Here is a 17330-nt window from a genome sequence, read left to right on the forward strand (position 1 = left end):
TCCACAACATTTCAAAACACACGCACATATCCAGTATATGTGCCATTTTTTGCTAGAGCCTGGTCTACGACGGGTCAAGCTGAGCTCACGGGATATTTCACCCCTGTGGCGCGTGCGCACTGCTCCAATACTGGACCATGAGGCTTGTAGAACAAGTTCTATCCGTCTCACTTCAACGCGCGTGGTCCGGTGGCCCTTGCCATCTGGCGGATAACAGGCCAATGGCCATACATGAATTACGATACAATCATCCTTGGTGCCGGGGCGGCTGGCATGATGTGCGCGACCCATTGCGGCGGACGCGCGCTGGTGATCGATCACGCAAAAGCGCCCGGCAAAAAGATCCGTATATCCGGCGGCGGGCGGTGCAATTTCACCAATTTGCATGCGGGGCCAGGAAATTTCCTGTCGCAGAACCCCCATTTTAGCAAATCGGCTTTGGCGCGGTATACACAATGGGATTTCATCGATCTGGTAGAACGTCACCACATTGCCTGGCATGAGAAGACTCTGGGGCAGTTGTTTTGTGACGGTTCGTCAAAACAGATTATACAAATGTTGCTGGACGAAATGGCGCGTGTCGGGGCCGAGCTGTGGGTACAGACTACCTTCCACTCGCTGCGCAAGACCGAGAGCGGGTTCTCGCTGGAGGTCGAGCGAGAAGGCAATCGCATTTCCCTGACATGCCGCAATCTGGTTTTGGCCACGGGCGGCAAGTCGATCCCCAAGATGGGCGCAACAGGGTTGGCCTACGACATTGCGCGCCAATTCGGGCTAAAGGTGACCGAAACCCGGGCAGCACTGGTGCCATTCACCTTTTCAGATGGACGGTTCAAAGACCTATCCGGTGTCTCGCTGCCCGTGCGGCTGTCAAATCAACGCACCAGTTTCGATGAAGCCCTGCTGTTCACCCATCGCGGGCTGAGTGGCCCTTCTGTACTGCAACTATCTTCGTATTGGCGCGAGGGCGAGGTCATTCGGGTGAATCTGATCCCGGGTCTGGGGCTGTTCGAGCTGTTGCGGGATCAGCGGCAGGCGGGTGGACGCAAGGCGCTGACCACAGAGCTTGCACGCCATTTACCTTCGCGTCTGGTGGACTACCTCAAGCACCATTTCCAGATGCAAGGCAATCTGGCGGATCAATCCGATGCTGCGCTGACCGATCTGGTCGCGGCTCTGTCGGACTGGCACCTCACCCCTGCTGGCACTGAAGGTTATCGCACGGCCGAGGTAACGCTCGGTGGAATCGATACTCAAGGGTTGTCGTCCAAAACGATGGAGGCCAGGGAAGTCCCCGGCCTCTATGTTATTGGTGAAGCGGTGGATGTCACCGGTTGGCTGGGTGGTTACAACTTCCAATGGGCGTGGTCTTCGGGTCACGCTGCAGGAAGTGCCATCGCAGGCCGTTAACCAACGACGTTATAGCCTCGTCCGCGCATGCAATTGCGCACCAGCACTTCTTTGTTCTGGTTCTTGTTGATCACGTCCGCGCCTGCCCCAACCAGAGCGCCGGCAACGGCTGCGCGACCCAGATTGTCGCTGCTGTCCTGAACGATGCCCGTTACGGCAGCTGCGCCTACCGCGCCGATGGCCGCATTGCCAGCAGTGGACCCATCAACGCTGGCCTGTGAGGCCGCCAGTTGCTGGCATTGCTGCAGATCGACATTGTAGTTCGGGCCTACAGGACCATCGATCACGGGCTGATAGTTGGCACCGGTATTGGTGCATGCCCCCGCCACAAGCAGAGCGGGAACGATCAATAGAAACTTACGGTTTGGCATTTTCATAACCTCGTGTTGAATTTCCTGAAGGCAAAAACCAATGCAGATTGCGCGTCAAGCAGATAGGCGCTCAGCTTCGCCGAACCGGCAAACAATTGCAAACGCCTTGCTTTCAGAGGCGTTTTTTCACCTCAGCGGTGAAGTCATCACCGCGCTGTTCGAAATTGTCATATTGATCGAAACTGGCCGCTGCAGGGGCCAACAAGACCACCTCGCCCGGCTGCGCGTCTGCCATGGCTTGTTCAACAGCGGCAGTCATGGTGGTGCAAACCTGAGCATCCGCAGTTAGCTGCATGGCAAAGCCCGCAGCTTCGCGTCCAATGACATAGGCTTTGATCACGTGACCTTCGGCCCCGTTCAGCGCCTCAAGCCCACCCTCTTTCTCAAGCCCGCCACAGATCCAGCGAACCTTTTTGAAGGCGCTCAGCGCTTTCAAGGCGCTGTCCACATTGGTGGCTTTGGAGTCGTTCACGAAGGTCACCCCATCCGCTTCGGCAATAATTTGACTGCGATGCGGCAGACCAGGAAAACTATGCAGCGCGTGTTCGATCACGCGGGGGGCAAGGCCCAGAGAACGGCAGGCAGCATAGGCAGCACAAGCGTTCTGGTGGTTATGCGCGCCAGGCAGGCCCTTAATGTCGCGCAGATCAATTGATCCCGTCTGACGTCCCTTGCGGTATTCAGACAAGTATCCCTTGCGTGCAAAAACCTGCCAGCCCGGTCCAGTCAGTTTACGCGCAACCGAAATGCGGATCACCCGATCATCAGACGGCCCCTCGGCCAACTGACCAGCCAAAAACGCGCCTTCAGCCTCATCGATCCCGATCACGGCGCGATCCGGCCCGCCTTCGGCAAAGAGGCGGCGTTTGGCTGCGAAATAGCCACCCTTACCTCCATGCCGGTCAAGATGATCAGGTGAGAGATTGGTGAAAACCGCCACATCTGGCGTCAGGGCGCGGGCCAGTTCAGTTTGATAACTGGACAGCTCTAACACCACCACCGAGCCATCACCGCCCGGATCGATATCCAGAACACCGCGCCCAATATTGCCCGCCAACTGCGAGTCGCGTCCGGCCTCGGTCAGGATATGGTGGATCAGGGCTGCAGTCGTTGATTTGCCGTTCGATCCCGTCACTGCGATGACACGCGGCGGGGTGTCATAGTTGTGCCATTCAGGCCCGGCGAAGGAGCGAAAGAACAAGCCAATATCATTGTCTACCGGGACGCCAGCATCCGTTGCAGCAGCCACGACCGGATTGGGCATGGGATAAAGATGCGGAATACCAGGTGAAACAATCAGAGTAGCAATATTTTCGAACGCTCCATGTCGGCGCAGATCAGAGCAGACCAGCCCCTCTCCTTCAGCCGCCTCACGCGCGGCCGGGTTGTCATCCCAGCACACCGGTTCGGCACCGCCCGCCTGCAATGCACGAGCCGTGGCCAAACCAGACCGCCCTAGCCCCAGAACCGCAACTTTTTTCCCTGAAAACCCTTTGACCGGGATCATCTGCTGTCCACCTTCATCGCATAGAAATTTGCGCCACACTGCACCGAAGGATTTCCCAAAGGCAAGGGGGCGCTCAGGCTCGCGCGGCAGCGCGAGCCGGGCCCAACGGGTGGCAGGCGGGCCACAGGCCCTCCGAACCCGGCGGGAGTCCTACCGCACTTTCAACGTCGCCAGACCAATCATCGCCAGGATCAGCGAGATGATCCAGAAGCGGATCACAATCGTCGGCTCAGCCCACCCCTTTTTCTCATAGTGATGATGGATTGGGGCCATCAGGAATACACGTTTACCAGTGCGCTTGTAGTAAAGCACTTGAATGATCACGCTCAGCGCTTCGACCACGAATAGGCCACCCACAATGGCCAACACCAGTTCGTGCTTGGTTGCAACAGCGATTGCGCCAAGTGCACCGCCCAGAGCCAACGATCCTGTATCCCCCATGAACACTGCTGCCGGAGGGGCGTTGTACCATAAGAAGCCAAGCCCCGCTCCAAAAAGCGCTGAGGTGAATATGAAGATTTCACCGGTGCCGGGCACATAATGCACGTCAAGGTATTCGGTGAAATCGACCCGCCCCACCGCATAGGCAATCACGCCCAGCGTCGAGGCGGCGATCATCGCGGGCATGATGGCCAACCCGTCCAATCCATCGGTCAGATTTACCGCATTGGCAGCCCCGACGATCACAATGACCGCGAATGGGATATAAAATAGGCCCAGATTGATCAGCGTATCCTTGAACACCGGCATAGCCAGTTGATTTTGCAAATCGGCAGGATGGTGCAATCCAGCCCAAAAAGACGCCAAAACCGCAATCAGAACTCCCAAAGCCAAACGCATCTTGCTCGAAACGCCTTTGGTATTCTGTTTTGATACTTTGGCGTAGTCGTCAGCGAATCCAATGGCCGCATAAGACAGTGTTACGAAAAGAACCATCCACACATAGGGATTGTCCCAACGCGCCCAGACCAGCGTTGAAGTTACCAGTGCGCCAACAATCAAAAGGCCACCCATAGTAGGGGTTCCGGCTTTGGACAGGTGCGCTTCGGGGCCATCATCCCGGATTGGCTGGCCCTTGCCCTGCTTGCGACGCAGTACGTTAATCAGAGGTTTTCCGAAGAGAAATCCAAAGATCAGTGCCGTCAGAAAGGCTCCACCTGCCCGGAACGTAATGTAGCGAAAGAGGTTCCAGAAATCCCCTCCGTCCGACAGGGCGGTCAACCAATAGAGCATACCAAGACCTTTCTCACACGGGCATCACGGGCGCTTACGGCTCAAGCGCGCCCCCTTGCCCCATTTTCCGCAGACCGTCAACAATCTGTGCCAATGCCATGCTGAGCGAACCCTTTGCCAGCACTGCGTCGCCGTTACGGATCAACTCGGGCAGTTGCCCGACCATCTCGGCGCTGGTCTCAGTCCAAAGCCCACGCTTGCCCTCCGGCAAGGCCTGATGCAGCGCCTGCATCAGTGGACCGATGCAGTGAACCTGATCGACCTGAGCCATCGCGGCCACATCGGCCATGGCCGCGTGCATCGCGTGTTCCTGCGCACCCAGCTCTTTCATGTCGCCCAGAAAGGCGATCTTTCGATTACCTTGCGATGCAGCCAGCACGTCCAATGCGGCCTCCATCGATGTTGGGTTGGCGTTGTAGCTGTCATCAAACAGCTCGATCTGATCGCCACCAGGCAGCGTGATAACTTCACGCACCCCGCGACCTTTGACTGGGGACCAGCGGCGCAGGCCAGCAACGGCCTGATCCAGATCGACGCCCAGTTCGACGCAAGCCGCCAGAGCGGCCAGCGCGTTCATCGCAAAATGCGTTCCCGCCGATTGAACGTTGAACGAGATATTGTTTTCGCCAACCTTACCCTGCGCCTGAAGGCTGTCCGTGCCCTGCTCCACCTCGGTCAGAGCGTAATCTTGGGCCGTTCGACCAAAATCGACAATCTTCGCGCCCAGCGCCTGCGCACAGCTGCGCAGGATGTCGGCGTGTTCGATATCGGCGTTCACGATGGCGGCCCCGCCCTTGGTCAACCCGTCGAAAATCGCGGCCTTCTCATGGGCGATCCCCGCGACCGAGTCGAACGCTTCAAGATGCACCGCAGCCACCGTCGTCACCAGCCCCACATGCGGCTGCGCCTGACGCGCCAGAGGGGCGATTTCGCCCGGGTGGTTCATGCCGATCTCGATCACGGCAAACTCGGTATCGCGCGGCATCCGCGCCAATGTCAGCGGGACACCCCAATGGTTGTTGTAGCTGGCGACGCTTGCATGGGTTTTCCCTTGCGTTTCCAATATGCTGGCCAGCATTTCCTTGGTTGAGGTTTTGCCGACACTGCCGGTCACACCCACTACGCGCGCCGCCGTCCGGGCACGGGCCGATTGCCCCAAAGCTTCCAGCCCGGTTTGCACGTCATCAACGATCAAGAGCGGCGCATCTTCGGATACGCCTTCGGGAATGCGGGATACCAGCGCGGCACCTGCCCCTTTCTCCAGCGCTTGCGCGACGAAATCATGGCCGTCGCGGGCAGCTTTGAGCGCGACGAACAGATCTCCGGGATGCAAGGTGCGGGTGTCGATCGAGACTCCGGTCACCTGCCAATCGGTGGTGGCGCGTCCATCGGTGGCCTCGGCGGCCTCGGCTGCGGTCCAGAGCGTCATGCGACCCTCCCGTCCAACGCGGCGACCGAGATACTTGCCTGTTCCACGTCGTCAAAGGGCAGAACCTGATCGCCGACGATCTGACCGGTCTCGTGACCTTTGCCCGCGATCAACAGGGCGTCACCCGGTTGCAGCGCGTCGATGCCACGAAGGATCGCTTCGGCCCGATCGCCGACTTCAGTCGCTTCAGGCGCACCCAACATGACAGCGGCACGGATGATCGCCGGGTCTTCGCTGCGGGGGTTATCGTCGGTAACGAAGACCAGATCTGCATTCTCTGCGGCCGCCTGCCCCATGAGAGGGCGTTTGGTGGCATCCCGATCCCCACCTGCGCCAACGATGGCGATCAGACGACCCATCACATGAGGGCGCATCGCTTTTAGCGCTGTAGCAACCGCATCCGGCGTATGCGCGTAATCGACAAACACCGCCGCGCCGTTGTCGCGGGTGGCGGCCAGTTGCATTCGGCCCCGGACCGTTGTCAGATGCGGCAGGGTTTCGAAAACGCGGTCGGGGTCCTCTCCTGCCGCGATAACCAGACCGCAGGCCAGCAGAACGTTTTCAGCCTGAAATCCGCCGATCAGGTTCAAACGGGTTTGATAGGTCTTGCCTTTCCACGAAAAACGCAGGTCCTGTCCAGTCCCGTCAAAGCGTTGATTTAGCAGGCAAAGATCAGAGCCTTCAGGCCCAACGGTGATAATGCTTTGCCCCCGCGCCTCAGCGATCTTGCGCATCTCAACGCCTTTCGGGTCGCCAAGGTTTATCACCGCGACCCCGTCCTCGGGCAACACACGGTCAAACAGACCGGCCTTAGCGGCGAAATAGGCCTCGAACGTATCGTGATAGTCCAGATGGTCTTGTGTGAAATTCGAGAACCCGGCGGCGGCCAAATGCACACCATCCAGACGACGTTGTTCAAGGCCGTGAGATGAGGCCTCCATCGCCGCGTGGGTCACACCATTCTCGGCGGCCTCGGCCAGACAGCGGTGCAGTGTGATTGGTTCGGGCGTGGTATGTGCCAAAGGCGCGGTCCATGCGCCCTCAACCCCGGTGGTGCCCAGGTTGACGGCGGCGAGGTCCAGCTCGGACCAGATTTGACGAACGAAGCTGGCCACGGATGTTTTACCGTTAGTGCCAGTGACCGCCACGATAGTTTGCGGTTGCGCACCGAACCACAGCGCCGCCACCCCGGCCAATGCCTGGCGTGGATCTTCGGTCACGATCAGCGCAGCGTCGGATGCGGTCAGTTCTTTGGCAGCGAGATCAGCCCCTTCTGCGTCTGTGAGAATGGCAGCTGCCCCCATACGCAGGGCGTATTGGATAAACTCTCCGCCATGAACGCGAGTGCCTGGAAGGGCAGCAAAAAGGAAGCCGTCTTTCACCTCACGGCTGTCGACGGCCAGTCCGGTGATGTCGGGATTCGCCCCGCCCCGCGCGGTCAGGGCCAGTTGGCTAAGTTTCTTTGACCGATTGCCCATGACCCACCTCTTGTCCGACGGCCTAATTTGAGGTCAGCGTTATAGCAGCGCGCGCCTCAGGCTCAAGCCGGGGTCTGAGCCCCAAGAGCGGTGCCACGCGCCCGATCAGTTCAGCGGCAACCGGAACAGCAGTCCAGCCTGCGGTGCGGCGCTTTTCGCCATAGGCGACAATCGAGGGCTCATCCAGCGTGACGATCAGCACATATTTCGGATCATAAGCCGGGAAGATGGTGGCGAAAGTGGCGATGACCTTGTCGTCATAATACCCGCCGCGTGGCTTGGGCTTGTCGGCAGTGCCGGTCTTGCCGGCTACGTCATAACCTTTGACATCCCCAAAGCTGGCGGTGCCATCCGTGACCACTTTGCGCAGCATGTTCTGCGCTTGTTTTGCCGTGATTTCGGACATCACGCGTGGGCCGTACTGCGGACCGTTGCGGCGCAGGATGGTCGGGCTGACATAGTGCCCGCCATTGGCAATCGCAGCGTACCCAGCGGCCAGATGCATTGGGCTGGTCGACAAGCCGTGGCCATAGGAGATGGTGACAGTGCTCAACTCGCCCCATTTCTTGGGCTTGAGAGGCTGCCCGCCTTTGGCTTCAACGATTTCAAATGGGGTTGGGTCGAACATTCCCAATGCGTTCAGGAAGTCCTGCTGCCGCTTGGCCCCAATTTGCAAGGCCAGGCGACCGGTGCCCCGGTTTGAGCTATGGACGATCACATCGGCCACGCTGATCTCGCCATAGTTCTTGCCGTTGAATTCGCCGATCGGGAAACGCCCGATTTTCATCGGGCCGGAAGTGTCGATGATCGTGTTGGAATTGACCAAACCCAACTGAACGGCCTGCGCGGCGGTGAAGATTTTGAAGACTGAGCCCAACTCATACACACCCTGCACATAGCGGTTAAACAACGGGCTGTCCGAGGGGTCAAAGCCCGACGTCGGTGGGCGTGGACGATCATTGGGGTCGAATGACGGCAGTGAAGCCGCCGAGACGACCTCACCCGTATGGGCGTTCATCAGTACCGCCGATGCCCCCTTGGCATTCATGATCCTCATGCCACCATAGAGCACCTGTTCAACGGCGGCCTGAACGGTCAGGTCCAGCGACAGCTGCAGGGGTTTGTTGCCATTGGCCGGATCGCGCAGATAGTCGTCGAATTGTTTTTCGACGCCCGCAACGCCGATCACTTCAGCTGCACTGACGCCCTCACGACCAAATCCCGAGCCACCCAGAATGTGCGCCGCCAGTCGGCCATTGGGATATAGCCGCATTTCACGTGGTCCGAACAGGATACCTGGATCGCCAATGTCATGCACGGCCTGCTTCTGCTCGGGCGAGATGCGTTTCTTGATCCATAGGAACTTACGCTTGCCGGTGAAGTCCTTGACCAGCCGCTCTTTTTCGAGATCGGGAAAAATCGCCACCAATTGATCCGCGGCGGCAATCGGGTCAATCATCAGCGGCGGCTGGGCGTAGACGGAATAGGTGTCGAGATTGGTCGCGAGAATGCGTCCCTCGCGATCAACTATGTTCGCGCGTTGCATCGCGATGGTAGCACCCGGCGCACTGGCTAGCGGTTCCTGCGCTTCAGACGTGGCCAAAACGCCCATGCGGAAACCCACCACCGAGAAAGCGCAGAAGAAGAACAGACCCAATACCAGCAGGCGGCCTTCGGCGCGCGCACGGGCGCGGTCTTTCATGTCTTCGTGACGTTTGCGGATATTCTCCCGCTCGATCGTCTTCGGGTTCTCGCCCTTGGCGCGGGCATCGAGAATGCGGGCCAGAGGGCGGAGCGGTGTTCGGGTCATGGGAACTGCACCTCACCAAGTGCCTGCGTCTCGGCAATCGCCTGCAGTTCAAGCGGGTCGACTATGGGCAGGTCCGGATCTTCACCATAAGAAATCTGGTCCGCGCGGCCAAACTGTTCAGCGCGCAGAGGCAGCAGCCCGAGACGCTCGAAATTCAGGTCTGCTAGTTCACGTAGACGATCCGGTCGGTTCAGATAGGCCCATTCAGCGTTCAGCACCGCCAGTCGTGCCTGCGCCATACCGATCTGGCCCTGCAATGACTGAGTTTCCTTCACCACCTGTTGGGTGCGGTAGTTTTCCTGATAGGCCCAGAGCGCCAGCCCAAAGACAGAAAGGGCCGTCAACATATACATAATACTCTTCATCTTGCCCTTCCCCCCAATTCCGGCATCCCGATGGCCCGAGCCTCAATTTCACCCGCCGGAGCATCTGTACGAACAGCGACACGCAACTTAGCCGAGCGTGCGCGTGGATTTTCCTGCAGCTCCTGCTCATCCGGTCCCACAGCTTTACGGGATTTGAGGGTGAATTGCGGCTGTTCCTGCGCCATCTCGGGTGCATAGCGGTTCGCGCGGCCTGTCTTGCCCGCGCGTGATTGGAAGAACCGCTTGACCATCCGGTCCTCGATGGAATGGAAAGTGACCACAGCCAGCTGCCCGCCCGGCTTCAAAGCGCGTTCTGCTGCCATAAGACCTTGGAACAGCTCTTCATATTCCGCATTCACAGCAATCCGCAGCCCCTGAAAGCTACGCGTCGCCGGGTGCGACTGACCGGGCTTCGGGCGCGGCAGGCAGGATTCGATGATCTCGACCAACCGCAAAGTCGTTGTAATCGGTTCATCGGCCCGCGCTTTCACGATGGCTTTGGCAATGCGACGGCTGGCGCGTTCTTCACCGAAATGGAACAGGATGTCGGCCAGTTGCGTCTCGGTTGCCGTATTCACCAGATCAGCGGCGCTTTCACCCTCCTGGCTCATCCGCATGTCGAGCGGGCCGTCTTTCATGAAAGAGAAGCCGCGTTCTGCCTGATCCAATTGCATTGAAGAAACGCCGAGGTCCAGCACGACGCCGTCCAGATTTTGCGCATAATCATCCATGCGCGAAAACACACCCTGCTGCATCACCAACCGATCACCGTATTCACTGGCCCAATCCGCGGCCATTTCAAAGGCCAGTGGATCGCGATCCACACCAATGACCTTCTCGGCCCCGGCCTCGAGCAGACCACGCGTGTAGCCACCTGCACCAAAGGTTCCGTCCAGCCAAATGCCGGACACAGGTGCCACAGCAGCCAGCAACGGGCGTAACAGAACAGGGATGTGAGGTTTGTCCGATGAGCTTTGAGCGCCGGCCATGCCGTCACCCGTCCCCAATGCCGTCGAGATACTGCATCGGATCGAAATCCTCTGGCAGATCGTCCAGCCATTCCTCGGTCGTGGCCAGTTCCTCGGCCTCGTATGTCTCGGGCTTCCAGATCTGAAAGGTATCACCAGCGGCGATAAAGAATGCCTCGTTCTCAAGATCGATCTTGTTACGCAACTTGGCGGGCAAAACCAGACGGCCAGTTTCGTCCACATTGGTCGGAAAGGACTGACCGTGGAACATCCTCTGCAGCATCCGACGCTGCATCGAACCACGCGGCAGCGCGTCGATCTTGGCGTCCACCTCATCGATCGCTTCCATCGTATAGCATTCAAGGTATTTGCGGCGGTGGTCGCCATAGACAATCACCAGTTCAGGATTGTCACCGGGCTGCCAGTTGGAATCGGATGCTTCAAGCACACGGCGAAACGAGGCCGGGATCGAGACCCTGCCCTTCGTATCCACCTTATGGTGGCTTTCACCTCTAAACCTGCGCGCCAAGACGACTGTCCCTTTCGCTTGCGCCCCACCTCAAAATTCACGTTCCCCCCCGGATGAAAAACGGCGGGTTGATCTGCTGCCACTGATCAACCCGCCGCATTGACCCGCTTTGCGGGATGTCCAGCTGCGCGCGCCACCTGGGGGGATGTCTGCTCGCCCGCGCGCCGGATCTGTTAAGTGATGAAAGCGAGATGCCTGTATGAAACCTGTTTTTGTATTTTTGGTTCGGGGTCGTTTGGCGCCCCTTAACTGTCCTCGCCCTCATCGGGTAAACAAGGGATGCCATGGGAAATTATGGAAATCAATAAAAAATTTGTAAGAAGAAAACTGATTCTGGCTTCAAAATAAGGTTAATGCAATCAAAATCCGGGTTGAATGCACCATAAATTGTTATCTTAAAACCCATCAACACCATATATACGCAAATCAGCGTTGAAAAATTTTTTCCCACGATTTCCCAATAAACTTCCCAAATGGTGATAAAACTGGCGCAAGCACCCATGAAATCCGGCCAAGCAGGACGAATCGCGATCGCTGAGGAGGCCATTCCCACAGGCGACCCATGCTTTCCCATGGCACCGTTACACCACGGGCTGGATCAGAAGCGAACAGCTCTGCCCCCTCTTGATCTGACACAACATGCCCAAACAAATGCCAATCCTGCTTAAGGGATAAGCACCTTTAATCACGGCACCTGAACTGACAAAAAGCCAACCGCATGCGAAAACCTATATTTTAAAGGCAATTATTGGGGAGGCCCGGATTATCCCGACAATCCATGCATTTGCTGCATAGCAGCATTGATGGCGCGAACTATTGTGCAATCGCAGCATTTGCCTATCTTCAGTCTCAAGCAAGCGCCGGACGATGCCGGCAGCAACAAGAATGAACGGATGATGAAGATGGCAGTCGCAAGCACACAAACAGGTCTGAAGAGCGCTCCGGTATTTGGAGTCGCAGCACTGGTTGAAACCGTAAAGACCCGCGTTGCGCGCTACCGCCTGTACCGCCAGACGGTAAACGAACTGTCGGCACTGTCGGATCGCGAGCTGGCCGATCTGGGCCTGCACCGTTCGATGATCCGTCGACTGGCCCAGCAGGCCACCGAAGAGCAAACCGCGCAGTAAGCGCGACACAGATACTGAGATCAGGCCCATCCTCCTCCCTATTGGGTCTGTAATCAGCGGCAACGTCTCTCCTCCTCCCTGACGTTGCCGCACCTAATACCGGCTCTGACTGCCGGAAGCCGATACATCGGGGCTCTCCTCCTCCCTGCCCTGATGTTGAAAGCGCGCGGCGACGCCTTCCTCCTCCCTGACGTCGCCGCGTCTTCCTCATACCGGGATCAAACCCGGGCTCGGATACATCAGGGCTACCTCCTCCCTGCCCTGATGTAGAAAAGAACGGCGGTTCCCCTCCTCCCTGGGAACCGCCGTTTTTCGTTTTTGACGCACAAGATGTAAGCTGGGGCCGTGAACGATTTTCAGGAGTGTCCCATGGCCGCCTATTTCATCGCCCAGATTTCCATTCATGACCCGGATGGATACCAGAAATACCTTGAAGGCTTCATGCCGATCTTTGACCGGCATGGCGGGCGCCTGCTGACCATATCCTCAAAGCCCGTCGAAGTGATCGAAGGCAGTTGGGCAGAAGACGGTATTGTCTTGATGGAGTTCCCAGACATGGCTGCCGCAAACGCGTGGAAGGACGATCCGGACTATGTTGAGTTGGCCAAGATCAGGCAACAAACGGCGACGGCAAATCTGGTGCTGGTCGAGGGGCTGTAAGCGTCAGAACGGCACGTCATCCTTCGCGGTCAGAAAGCGCGAGACGACCTTTTTCGTTCCGGCCTTGTCAAAATCGACCTCAACCTTGTCGCCCTCGATGCCAATTACTGCCCCATAACCGAACTTCTGGTGAAACACCCGCTCACCCAGAGTAAAGCTGGCGACCGCTGTGGCGTCGATCACGGTATTCCGGCTTTCTTTCGGTTGAGACATTCCATACTGTCCCTGCCGCGCCTGCATCCGTTTCCATCCCGGCGAGTTATAGACATTCGCCTCGGCCGCGCGGGTTTCGATACCGGTAGTGGTCTGACCACCACCATACAGACCTGGCGGCGTCAGTACTTCCACATGATCTTCGGGTAACTCATCAATGAACCGGGACGGCATCGAGTTCTGCCATTGTCCGAACACCCGTCGGTTGGCTGCAAAGGAAATCGTACAGACCTCTTCTGCCCGGGTGATGCCGACATAGGCCAGCCTCCGTTCTTCTTCGAGGCCTTTGAGACCGGATTCGTCCATCGAACGCTGCGAAGGGAATAACCCATCCTCCCAGCCCGGCAGGAACACGGCAGGAAACTCCAACCCCTTGGCCGCGTGCAGCGTCATGATCGAGACCTTGGCCCCGTCGCTGTCCTGCTCATTGTCCATCACCAGACTGACATGTTCCAGAAACCCTTGCAGGTTCTCGAAATTGTCCAGCTGATTGACCAGCTCCTTGAGGTTCTCCAGCCGTCCCGGAGCCTCGGGCGTCTTCTCGTTCTGCCAATGGGCGGTATAGCCGGATTCGTCCAACACGATCTGCGCCAGCTCGATATGCGTATGCTCAGGCGCGCCATAGCGGATCGGCGACGCGCCGTCATCGATCACCGAATCATCATCCACTTCAATCCGAGGTCCGCGCGTCATCGCGTTCCACCGAGCCAACCCGTCGATCAACTCGCGCAGTGCCTTGCCGCCCTTCCCCTTGATCAACCCGTTCTCAACCGCGATCCGCGCGCCTTCGACAAGAGATACCCCGTTTTCGCGCGCCACCACCTGAATCGTCTGCTGCGCCTTGTCGCCGAGGCCGCGTTTGGGGGTGTTCACGATCCGCTCGAACGCCAGATCATCCTCGGGGCTGACCACCAGCCGGAAATAGGCCATGGCATCGCGAATCTCCATCCGCTCATAGAACCGAGGGCCACCGATCACTTTGTAGGGCAGGCCAATGGTCAGGAACCGGTCCTCGAATGCGCGCATCTGGTGTGAGGCGCGCACGAGGATCGCCATCTCATCAAGGTTCATCGGTCGCACGCCGCGCGTGCTACCCTGCATCGCGTCGATTTCCTCGCCGATCCAACGCGCCTCTTCCTCGCCATCCCAATGGCCAATCAGACGAACCTTTTCGCCCTCTTCGCGGTCGGTCCAAAGCTCTTTGCCCAAGCGGCTTTCATTGCCACGAATGACATTGGACGCCGCGGCCAGAATATGCGGGGTCGATCGGTAGTTTTGTTCCAGCCGAACTACAAATGCGCCGGGAAAATCCTTCTCAAAACGCAGGATGTTTCCCACCTCGGCACCGCGCCAGCCATAGATCGACTGATCGTCGTCACCGACGCAGCAGATATTCTTGTGTCCACCGGCTAGCAGGCGCAACCAGAGATATTGGGCGACGTTGGTGTCCTGATACTCGTCCACAAGGATGTAGCGGAACCAGCGCTGGTATTGCTCCAGCACGTCCGGGTGGGTCTGGAAGATCGTGACCATATGCAACAGCAGATCGCCGAAATCCACCGCGTTCAACTCGCGCAGGCGGGTCTGGTACTGGGCATAAAGCTCGATACCCTTATGATTATAGGCTCCGGCATCTGCGGCAGGCACCTTATCGGGCGTCAAGGCTCGGTTTTTCCAGTCATCGATGATCCCTGCCAGCATCCGCGCGGGCCAGCGCTTGTCATCGATATTGGCGGCTTGAGTAAGCTGTTTCAGCAGCCGTTTCTGATCATCGCTGTCCAGAATGGTGAAATTAGACTTTAGCCCGACCAATTCCGCGTGGCGACGCAACAGCTTGACACAAATCGCATGAAACGTGCCCAGCCAGGGCATTCCCTCGGCGGGTCGACCCAGCATGCGCCCTACGCGCTGCTTCATCTCGCGCGCGGCCTTGTTGGTGAAGGTCACCGCCAGAATCTCGTTCTCACGCACGCGGTGGGTTCTAAGCAGATGCGTGATCCGTGCGGTCAGCGCTTTGGTCTTACCTGTTCCCGCGCCCGCCAGCATCAACACCGGACCATCCAGCCGTTCAACAGCTTCGCGCTGTGCCGGGTTGAGATTATTGAGATACTCTGCCGAGGGCACAGGCATCGCCCGCGCCGACAGTGAGGCGCCCTCGAAGGCGTCCATTTCATCAAAACTGCTCATGGGTTCAAACTACGCTGGATGCGCGCCAAGGGAAAGGGTTTGTTCACGCCTTGTTCACAAGGATTTTGCCGCCACATCCGTTAAATTCTAAACAATCACCCACCGCCGTTAACCCCCTGTCAAACCTTGGCAATGATGCTTGGTTCAATGCAGTGGGAGTGCGGAATATGAAATTGAAGGATCGGCGACCGCTTGGCCATCGCCTGAAATGGGCGGGAATCACCATTCTGCTTATAGCGCTGGCTGCGACCGCGGGATGGAGCATTTATGCGCTGCCCGCTCCGGTCGTAGACCGTATGCTCAGAACCGATATTCTTAAACAGGCCGAGCTTTGGAAGCGCCGGGTTGTGTTGCATCTGGAGGATCCAGAAACCGCCCTGCGCACAGGGCAAATCGATCATCATGATGCCGAGTTTCTTTCGACTATGCCCGAGGCTTCGGATGTTTATCGATTCAAACTATTCGACACGTCCGGACGGGTGGTCTGGTCGACCCGCCCCGAGGAAATCGGCACCTCGGAACCGCGAAACTTCTTTCGCAGTGACGTGGCGCGGGGCATGACTCACTACATTCAGGAAACTGTTCCTTTGTCCGAAATTGACGGGCTTGATCTGCACACGGAAAACACCAGCAAAACCACCCAGCATCACGTGGCCGAGGTGTTCATGCCGGTCACCAAGAACGGCCGCTTCATAGGCGCGATCGAGTTCTTTACGGATTTCACCGACCTGCGCAGTACATTCATCTACCGGTTGCGGGTTTCTCTGGCCATTCTAAGCGGGATTGCCCTGCTTGCGTTGAGTGCGGTGAGTCTGGTGACATATCGCACCAACCGGTATCAGCTTCAGTCGCTGAAAAACAGGTCAGACAAGGAACGCGAGCTTATGGATGATCAACTGCGCCTCGCGCGCGAGGTGCGTCTGCTGGGTGAGTTGAATGAATGGCTGCAATCCAGCCGGTCATTGGATGAGCTGTTCGATATGGTATCGCGTTTCATGACCCACATTCTGCCTGAGGCCGAGGGCAGTGTATATGTCTACTCAAACTCGCGCGATGTGCTGGATGGCTGTGCCAGCTGGAATGGTGGCTCGCACAAAGCGCACATTCATCCCGAGGGGTGCTGGGGTCTGCGACGTGGACGGACTTATGAATTCGGTGCCTCCGAGGTCGATTTTGTCTGCGAACATGCCGAACCTCATGACGGGCGGCCCTATTTCTGCTTTCCCATTCTTGCGCATGGCGAGACAGTGGGTTTGCTGCATCTGCGCGCTCATGAAGGCAGCGGAGAGGCGTTCCATGACAGTAAAAAGTTGGCACAGCTGTGTGCAGAGCAAATCAGCATGGCCATCGCGAATGTCAGAATGCGGGATCAGTTGCATGATCAGTCCGTCCGCGATCCTCTGACCGGATTGTTCAATCGCCGCCACATGACTGAGACACTGCGCAAAGCCATCAGTCGCAGTCAGCAAACCGGCTCTCCGCTGAGCCTGATCGCGGTGGACGTGGATCATTTCAAAAAGTTTAACGACACGCATGGGCATGACGCAGGTGACATGGTGCTGCGCGCGGTTGGATCGGCCCTTGAAACTGGGTGTGATCGGGATGAAGTGGCCTGCCGGATCGGCGGCGAGGAATTCATGCTGATCCTACCGGACAATACTCCGGATGATGCGATGACCCGTGCGGAACAGATCCGGCAGGCAGTCGAAGCGATCACGGTTCGGTATGGCGAGAAATCACTACCGCGCATCACCATCTCAGTTGGGGTTGCACATTATCCGACCCACGGTGTGATGCCGCAGGATCTGATGCGTGTTGCTGATGATGCGCTGTATGCGGCAAAGGACAAAGGTCGCAATCAGGTGCAGGTTGGAAAATCCAATCAGACCGTCACGGACATTGCCGATCGAAAAAGGCCGGTGGTTTCAGGTTCCTCGACCTCCCTTGCTAAGCCTTAAGCCTATGCCAGTCGTTGCCTGCTTGCGACCGGCATGGCGTCTAGGAATTCGCTGACCTTGAAATCTTGGCCCTGTGCGCTTCCGA

At 57.9% G+C, this 17330-nt stretch carries 15 protein-coding genes; 4 read left to right on the forward strand and 11 right to left on the reverse strand.

Going from position 1 to position 17330, the window contains the following annotated elements; translation table 11 throughout:
• Positions 1 to 231: 231 nt before the first annotated feature.
• Positions 232 to 1410 (forward strand): BaiN/RdsA family NAD(P)/FAD-dependent oxidoreductase, encoded by a 1179-nt coding sequence (locus tag AC2FI7_RS07060; RefSeq protein WP_496815681.1) that lies wholly within the window; start codon positions 232 to 234, stop codon positions 1408 to 1410.
• Here AC2FI7_RS07060 and AC2FI7_RS07065 read toward each other — a convergent pair.
• The 10 genes from AC2FI7_RS07065 to AC2FI7_RS07110 all read right to left on the reverse strand — a co-directional run bounded on the left by AC2FI7_RS07065 (position 1407) and on the right by AC2FI7_RS07110 (position 11674).
• The gene (locus AC2FI7_RS07065; protein WP_259462652.1) at positions 1407 to 1781 is read right to left on the reverse strand and encodes a glycine zipper family protein; all 375 of its coding nucleotides are present in this window, start codon (positions 1779 to 1781) and stop codon (positions 1407 to 1409) included. The genes AC2FI7_RS07060 and AC2FI7_RS07065 overlap by 4 nt on opposite strands.
• Before the next feature lie 112 nt (positions 1782 to 1893).
• Positions 1894 to 3288 (reverse strand): UDP-N-acetylmuramoyl-L-alanine--D-glutamate ligase, encoded by a 1395-nt coding sequence (murD, locus tag AC2FI7_RS07070; protein ID WP_010442592.1) that lies wholly within the window; start codon positions 3286 to 3288, stop codon positions 1894 to 1896.
• 150 nt (positions 3289 to 3438) lie between these two features.
• Positions 3439 to 4521, reverse strand: coding sequence for a phospho-N-acetylmuramoyl-pentapeptide-transferase (mraY, locus tag AC2FI7_RS07075; RefSeq protein WP_010442593.1), 1083 nt, complete (start codon positions 4519 to 4521; stop codon positions 3439 to 3441).
• Between the two features lie 34 nt (positions 4522 to 4555).
• Positions 4556 to 5950: a UDP-N-acetylmuramoyl-tripeptide--D-alanyl-D-alanine ligase gene (locus AC2FI7_RS07080; protein WP_496815680.1), complete on the reverse strand. Its 1395-nt coding sequence runs from the start codon at positions 5948 to 5950 to the stop codon at positions 4556 to 4558.
• Positions 5947 to 7428 (reverse strand): UDP-N-acetylmuramoyl-L-alanyl-D-glutamate--2,6-diaminopimelate ligase, encoded by a 1482-nt coding sequence (locus AC2FI7_RS07085; protein WP_010442595.1) that lies wholly within the window; start codon positions 7426 to 7428, stop codon positions 5947 to 5949. Before AC2FI7_RS07085 ends, AC2FI7_RS07080 begins: the two co-directional genes overlap by 4 nt.
• Positions 7429 to 7450: 22 nt before the next feature.
• Entirely contained in the window at positions 7451 to 9238 is a 1788-nt protein-coding gene (locus AC2FI7_RS07090) for a peptidoglycan D,D-transpeptidase FtsI family protein (RefSeq protein ID WP_010442596.1), read from the reverse strand.
• A complete protein-coding gene (ftsL, locus tag AC2FI7_RS07095) occupies positions 9235 to 9603 on the reverse strand; it encodes a cell division protein FtsL (RefSeq protein WP_010442597.1) in 369 nt (122 codons plus the stop codon). The genes AC2FI7_RS07090 and ftsL overlap by 4 nt, the downstream gene beginning before the upstream one ends.
• The gene (rsmH, locus tag AC2FI7_RS07100; RefSeq protein ID WP_496815679.1) at positions 9600 to 10592 is read right to left on the reverse strand and encodes a 16S rRNA (cytosine(1402)-N(4))-methyltransferase RsmH; all 993 of its coding nucleotides are present in this window, start codon (positions 10590 to 10592) and stop codon (positions 9600 to 9602) included. The genes ftsL and rsmH overlap by 4 nt, the downstream gene beginning before the upstream one ends.
• A 4-nt stretch (positions 10593 to 10596) precedes the next feature.
• Complete coding sequence (gene mraZ, locus AC2FI7_RS07105; protein ID WP_010442599.1) at positions 10597 to 11064, reverse strand: division/cell wall cluster transcriptional repressor MraZ; 468 nt, start codon at positions 11062 to 11064, stop codon at positions 10597 to 10599.
• A gap of 337 nt (positions 11065 to 11401) precedes the next feature.
• Positions 11402 to 11674: a hypothetical protein gene (locus AC2FI7_RS07110; RefSeq protein WP_496815678.1), complete on the reverse strand. Its 273-nt coding sequence runs from the start codon at positions 11672 to 11674 to the stop codon at positions 11402 to 11404.
• 328 nt (positions 11675 to 12002) lie between these two features.
• Between AC2FI7_RS07110 and AC2FI7_RS07115 the strand changes: the two genes are divergently transcribed.
• Positions 12003 to 12227 (forward strand): DUF1127 domain-containing protein, encoded by a 225-nt coding sequence (locus tag AC2FI7_RS07115; protein WP_029622106.1) that lies wholly within the window; start codon positions 12003 to 12005, stop codon positions 12225 to 12227.
• A 369-nt stretch (positions 12228 to 12596) separates the two neighbouring features.
• Entirely contained in the window at positions 12597 to 12887 is a 291-nt protein-coding gene (locus AC2FI7_RS07120; protein WP_010442602.1) for a DUF1330 domain-containing protein, read from the forward strand.
• Positions 12888 to 12890: 3 nt separating this feature from the next.
• Here the strand turns inward: AC2FI7_RS07120 and AC2FI7_RS07125 are convergent, their stop codons facing one another.
• Complete coding sequence (locus AC2FI7_RS07125) at positions 12891 to 15287, reverse strand: ATP-dependent helicase (RefSeq protein WP_029622107.1); 2397 nt, start codon at positions 15285 to 15287, stop codon at positions 12891 to 12893.
• 167 nt (positions 15288 to 15454) lie between these two features.
• On the opposite strand from AC2FI7_RS07125, the gene AC2FI7_RS07130 reads away from it, so the two are divergent.
• The gene (locus AC2FI7_RS07130) at positions 15455 to 17245 is read left to right on the forward strand and encodes a sensor domain-containing diguanylate cyclase (RefSeq protein ID WP_496815677.1); all 1791 of its coding nucleotides are present in this window, start codon (positions 15455 to 15457) and stop codon (positions 17243 to 17245) included.
• The last annotated feature ends 85 nt before the right edge of the window (positions 17246 to 17330 follow it).

The organism is Ruegeria sp. YTSA064, assembly GCF_059610325.1.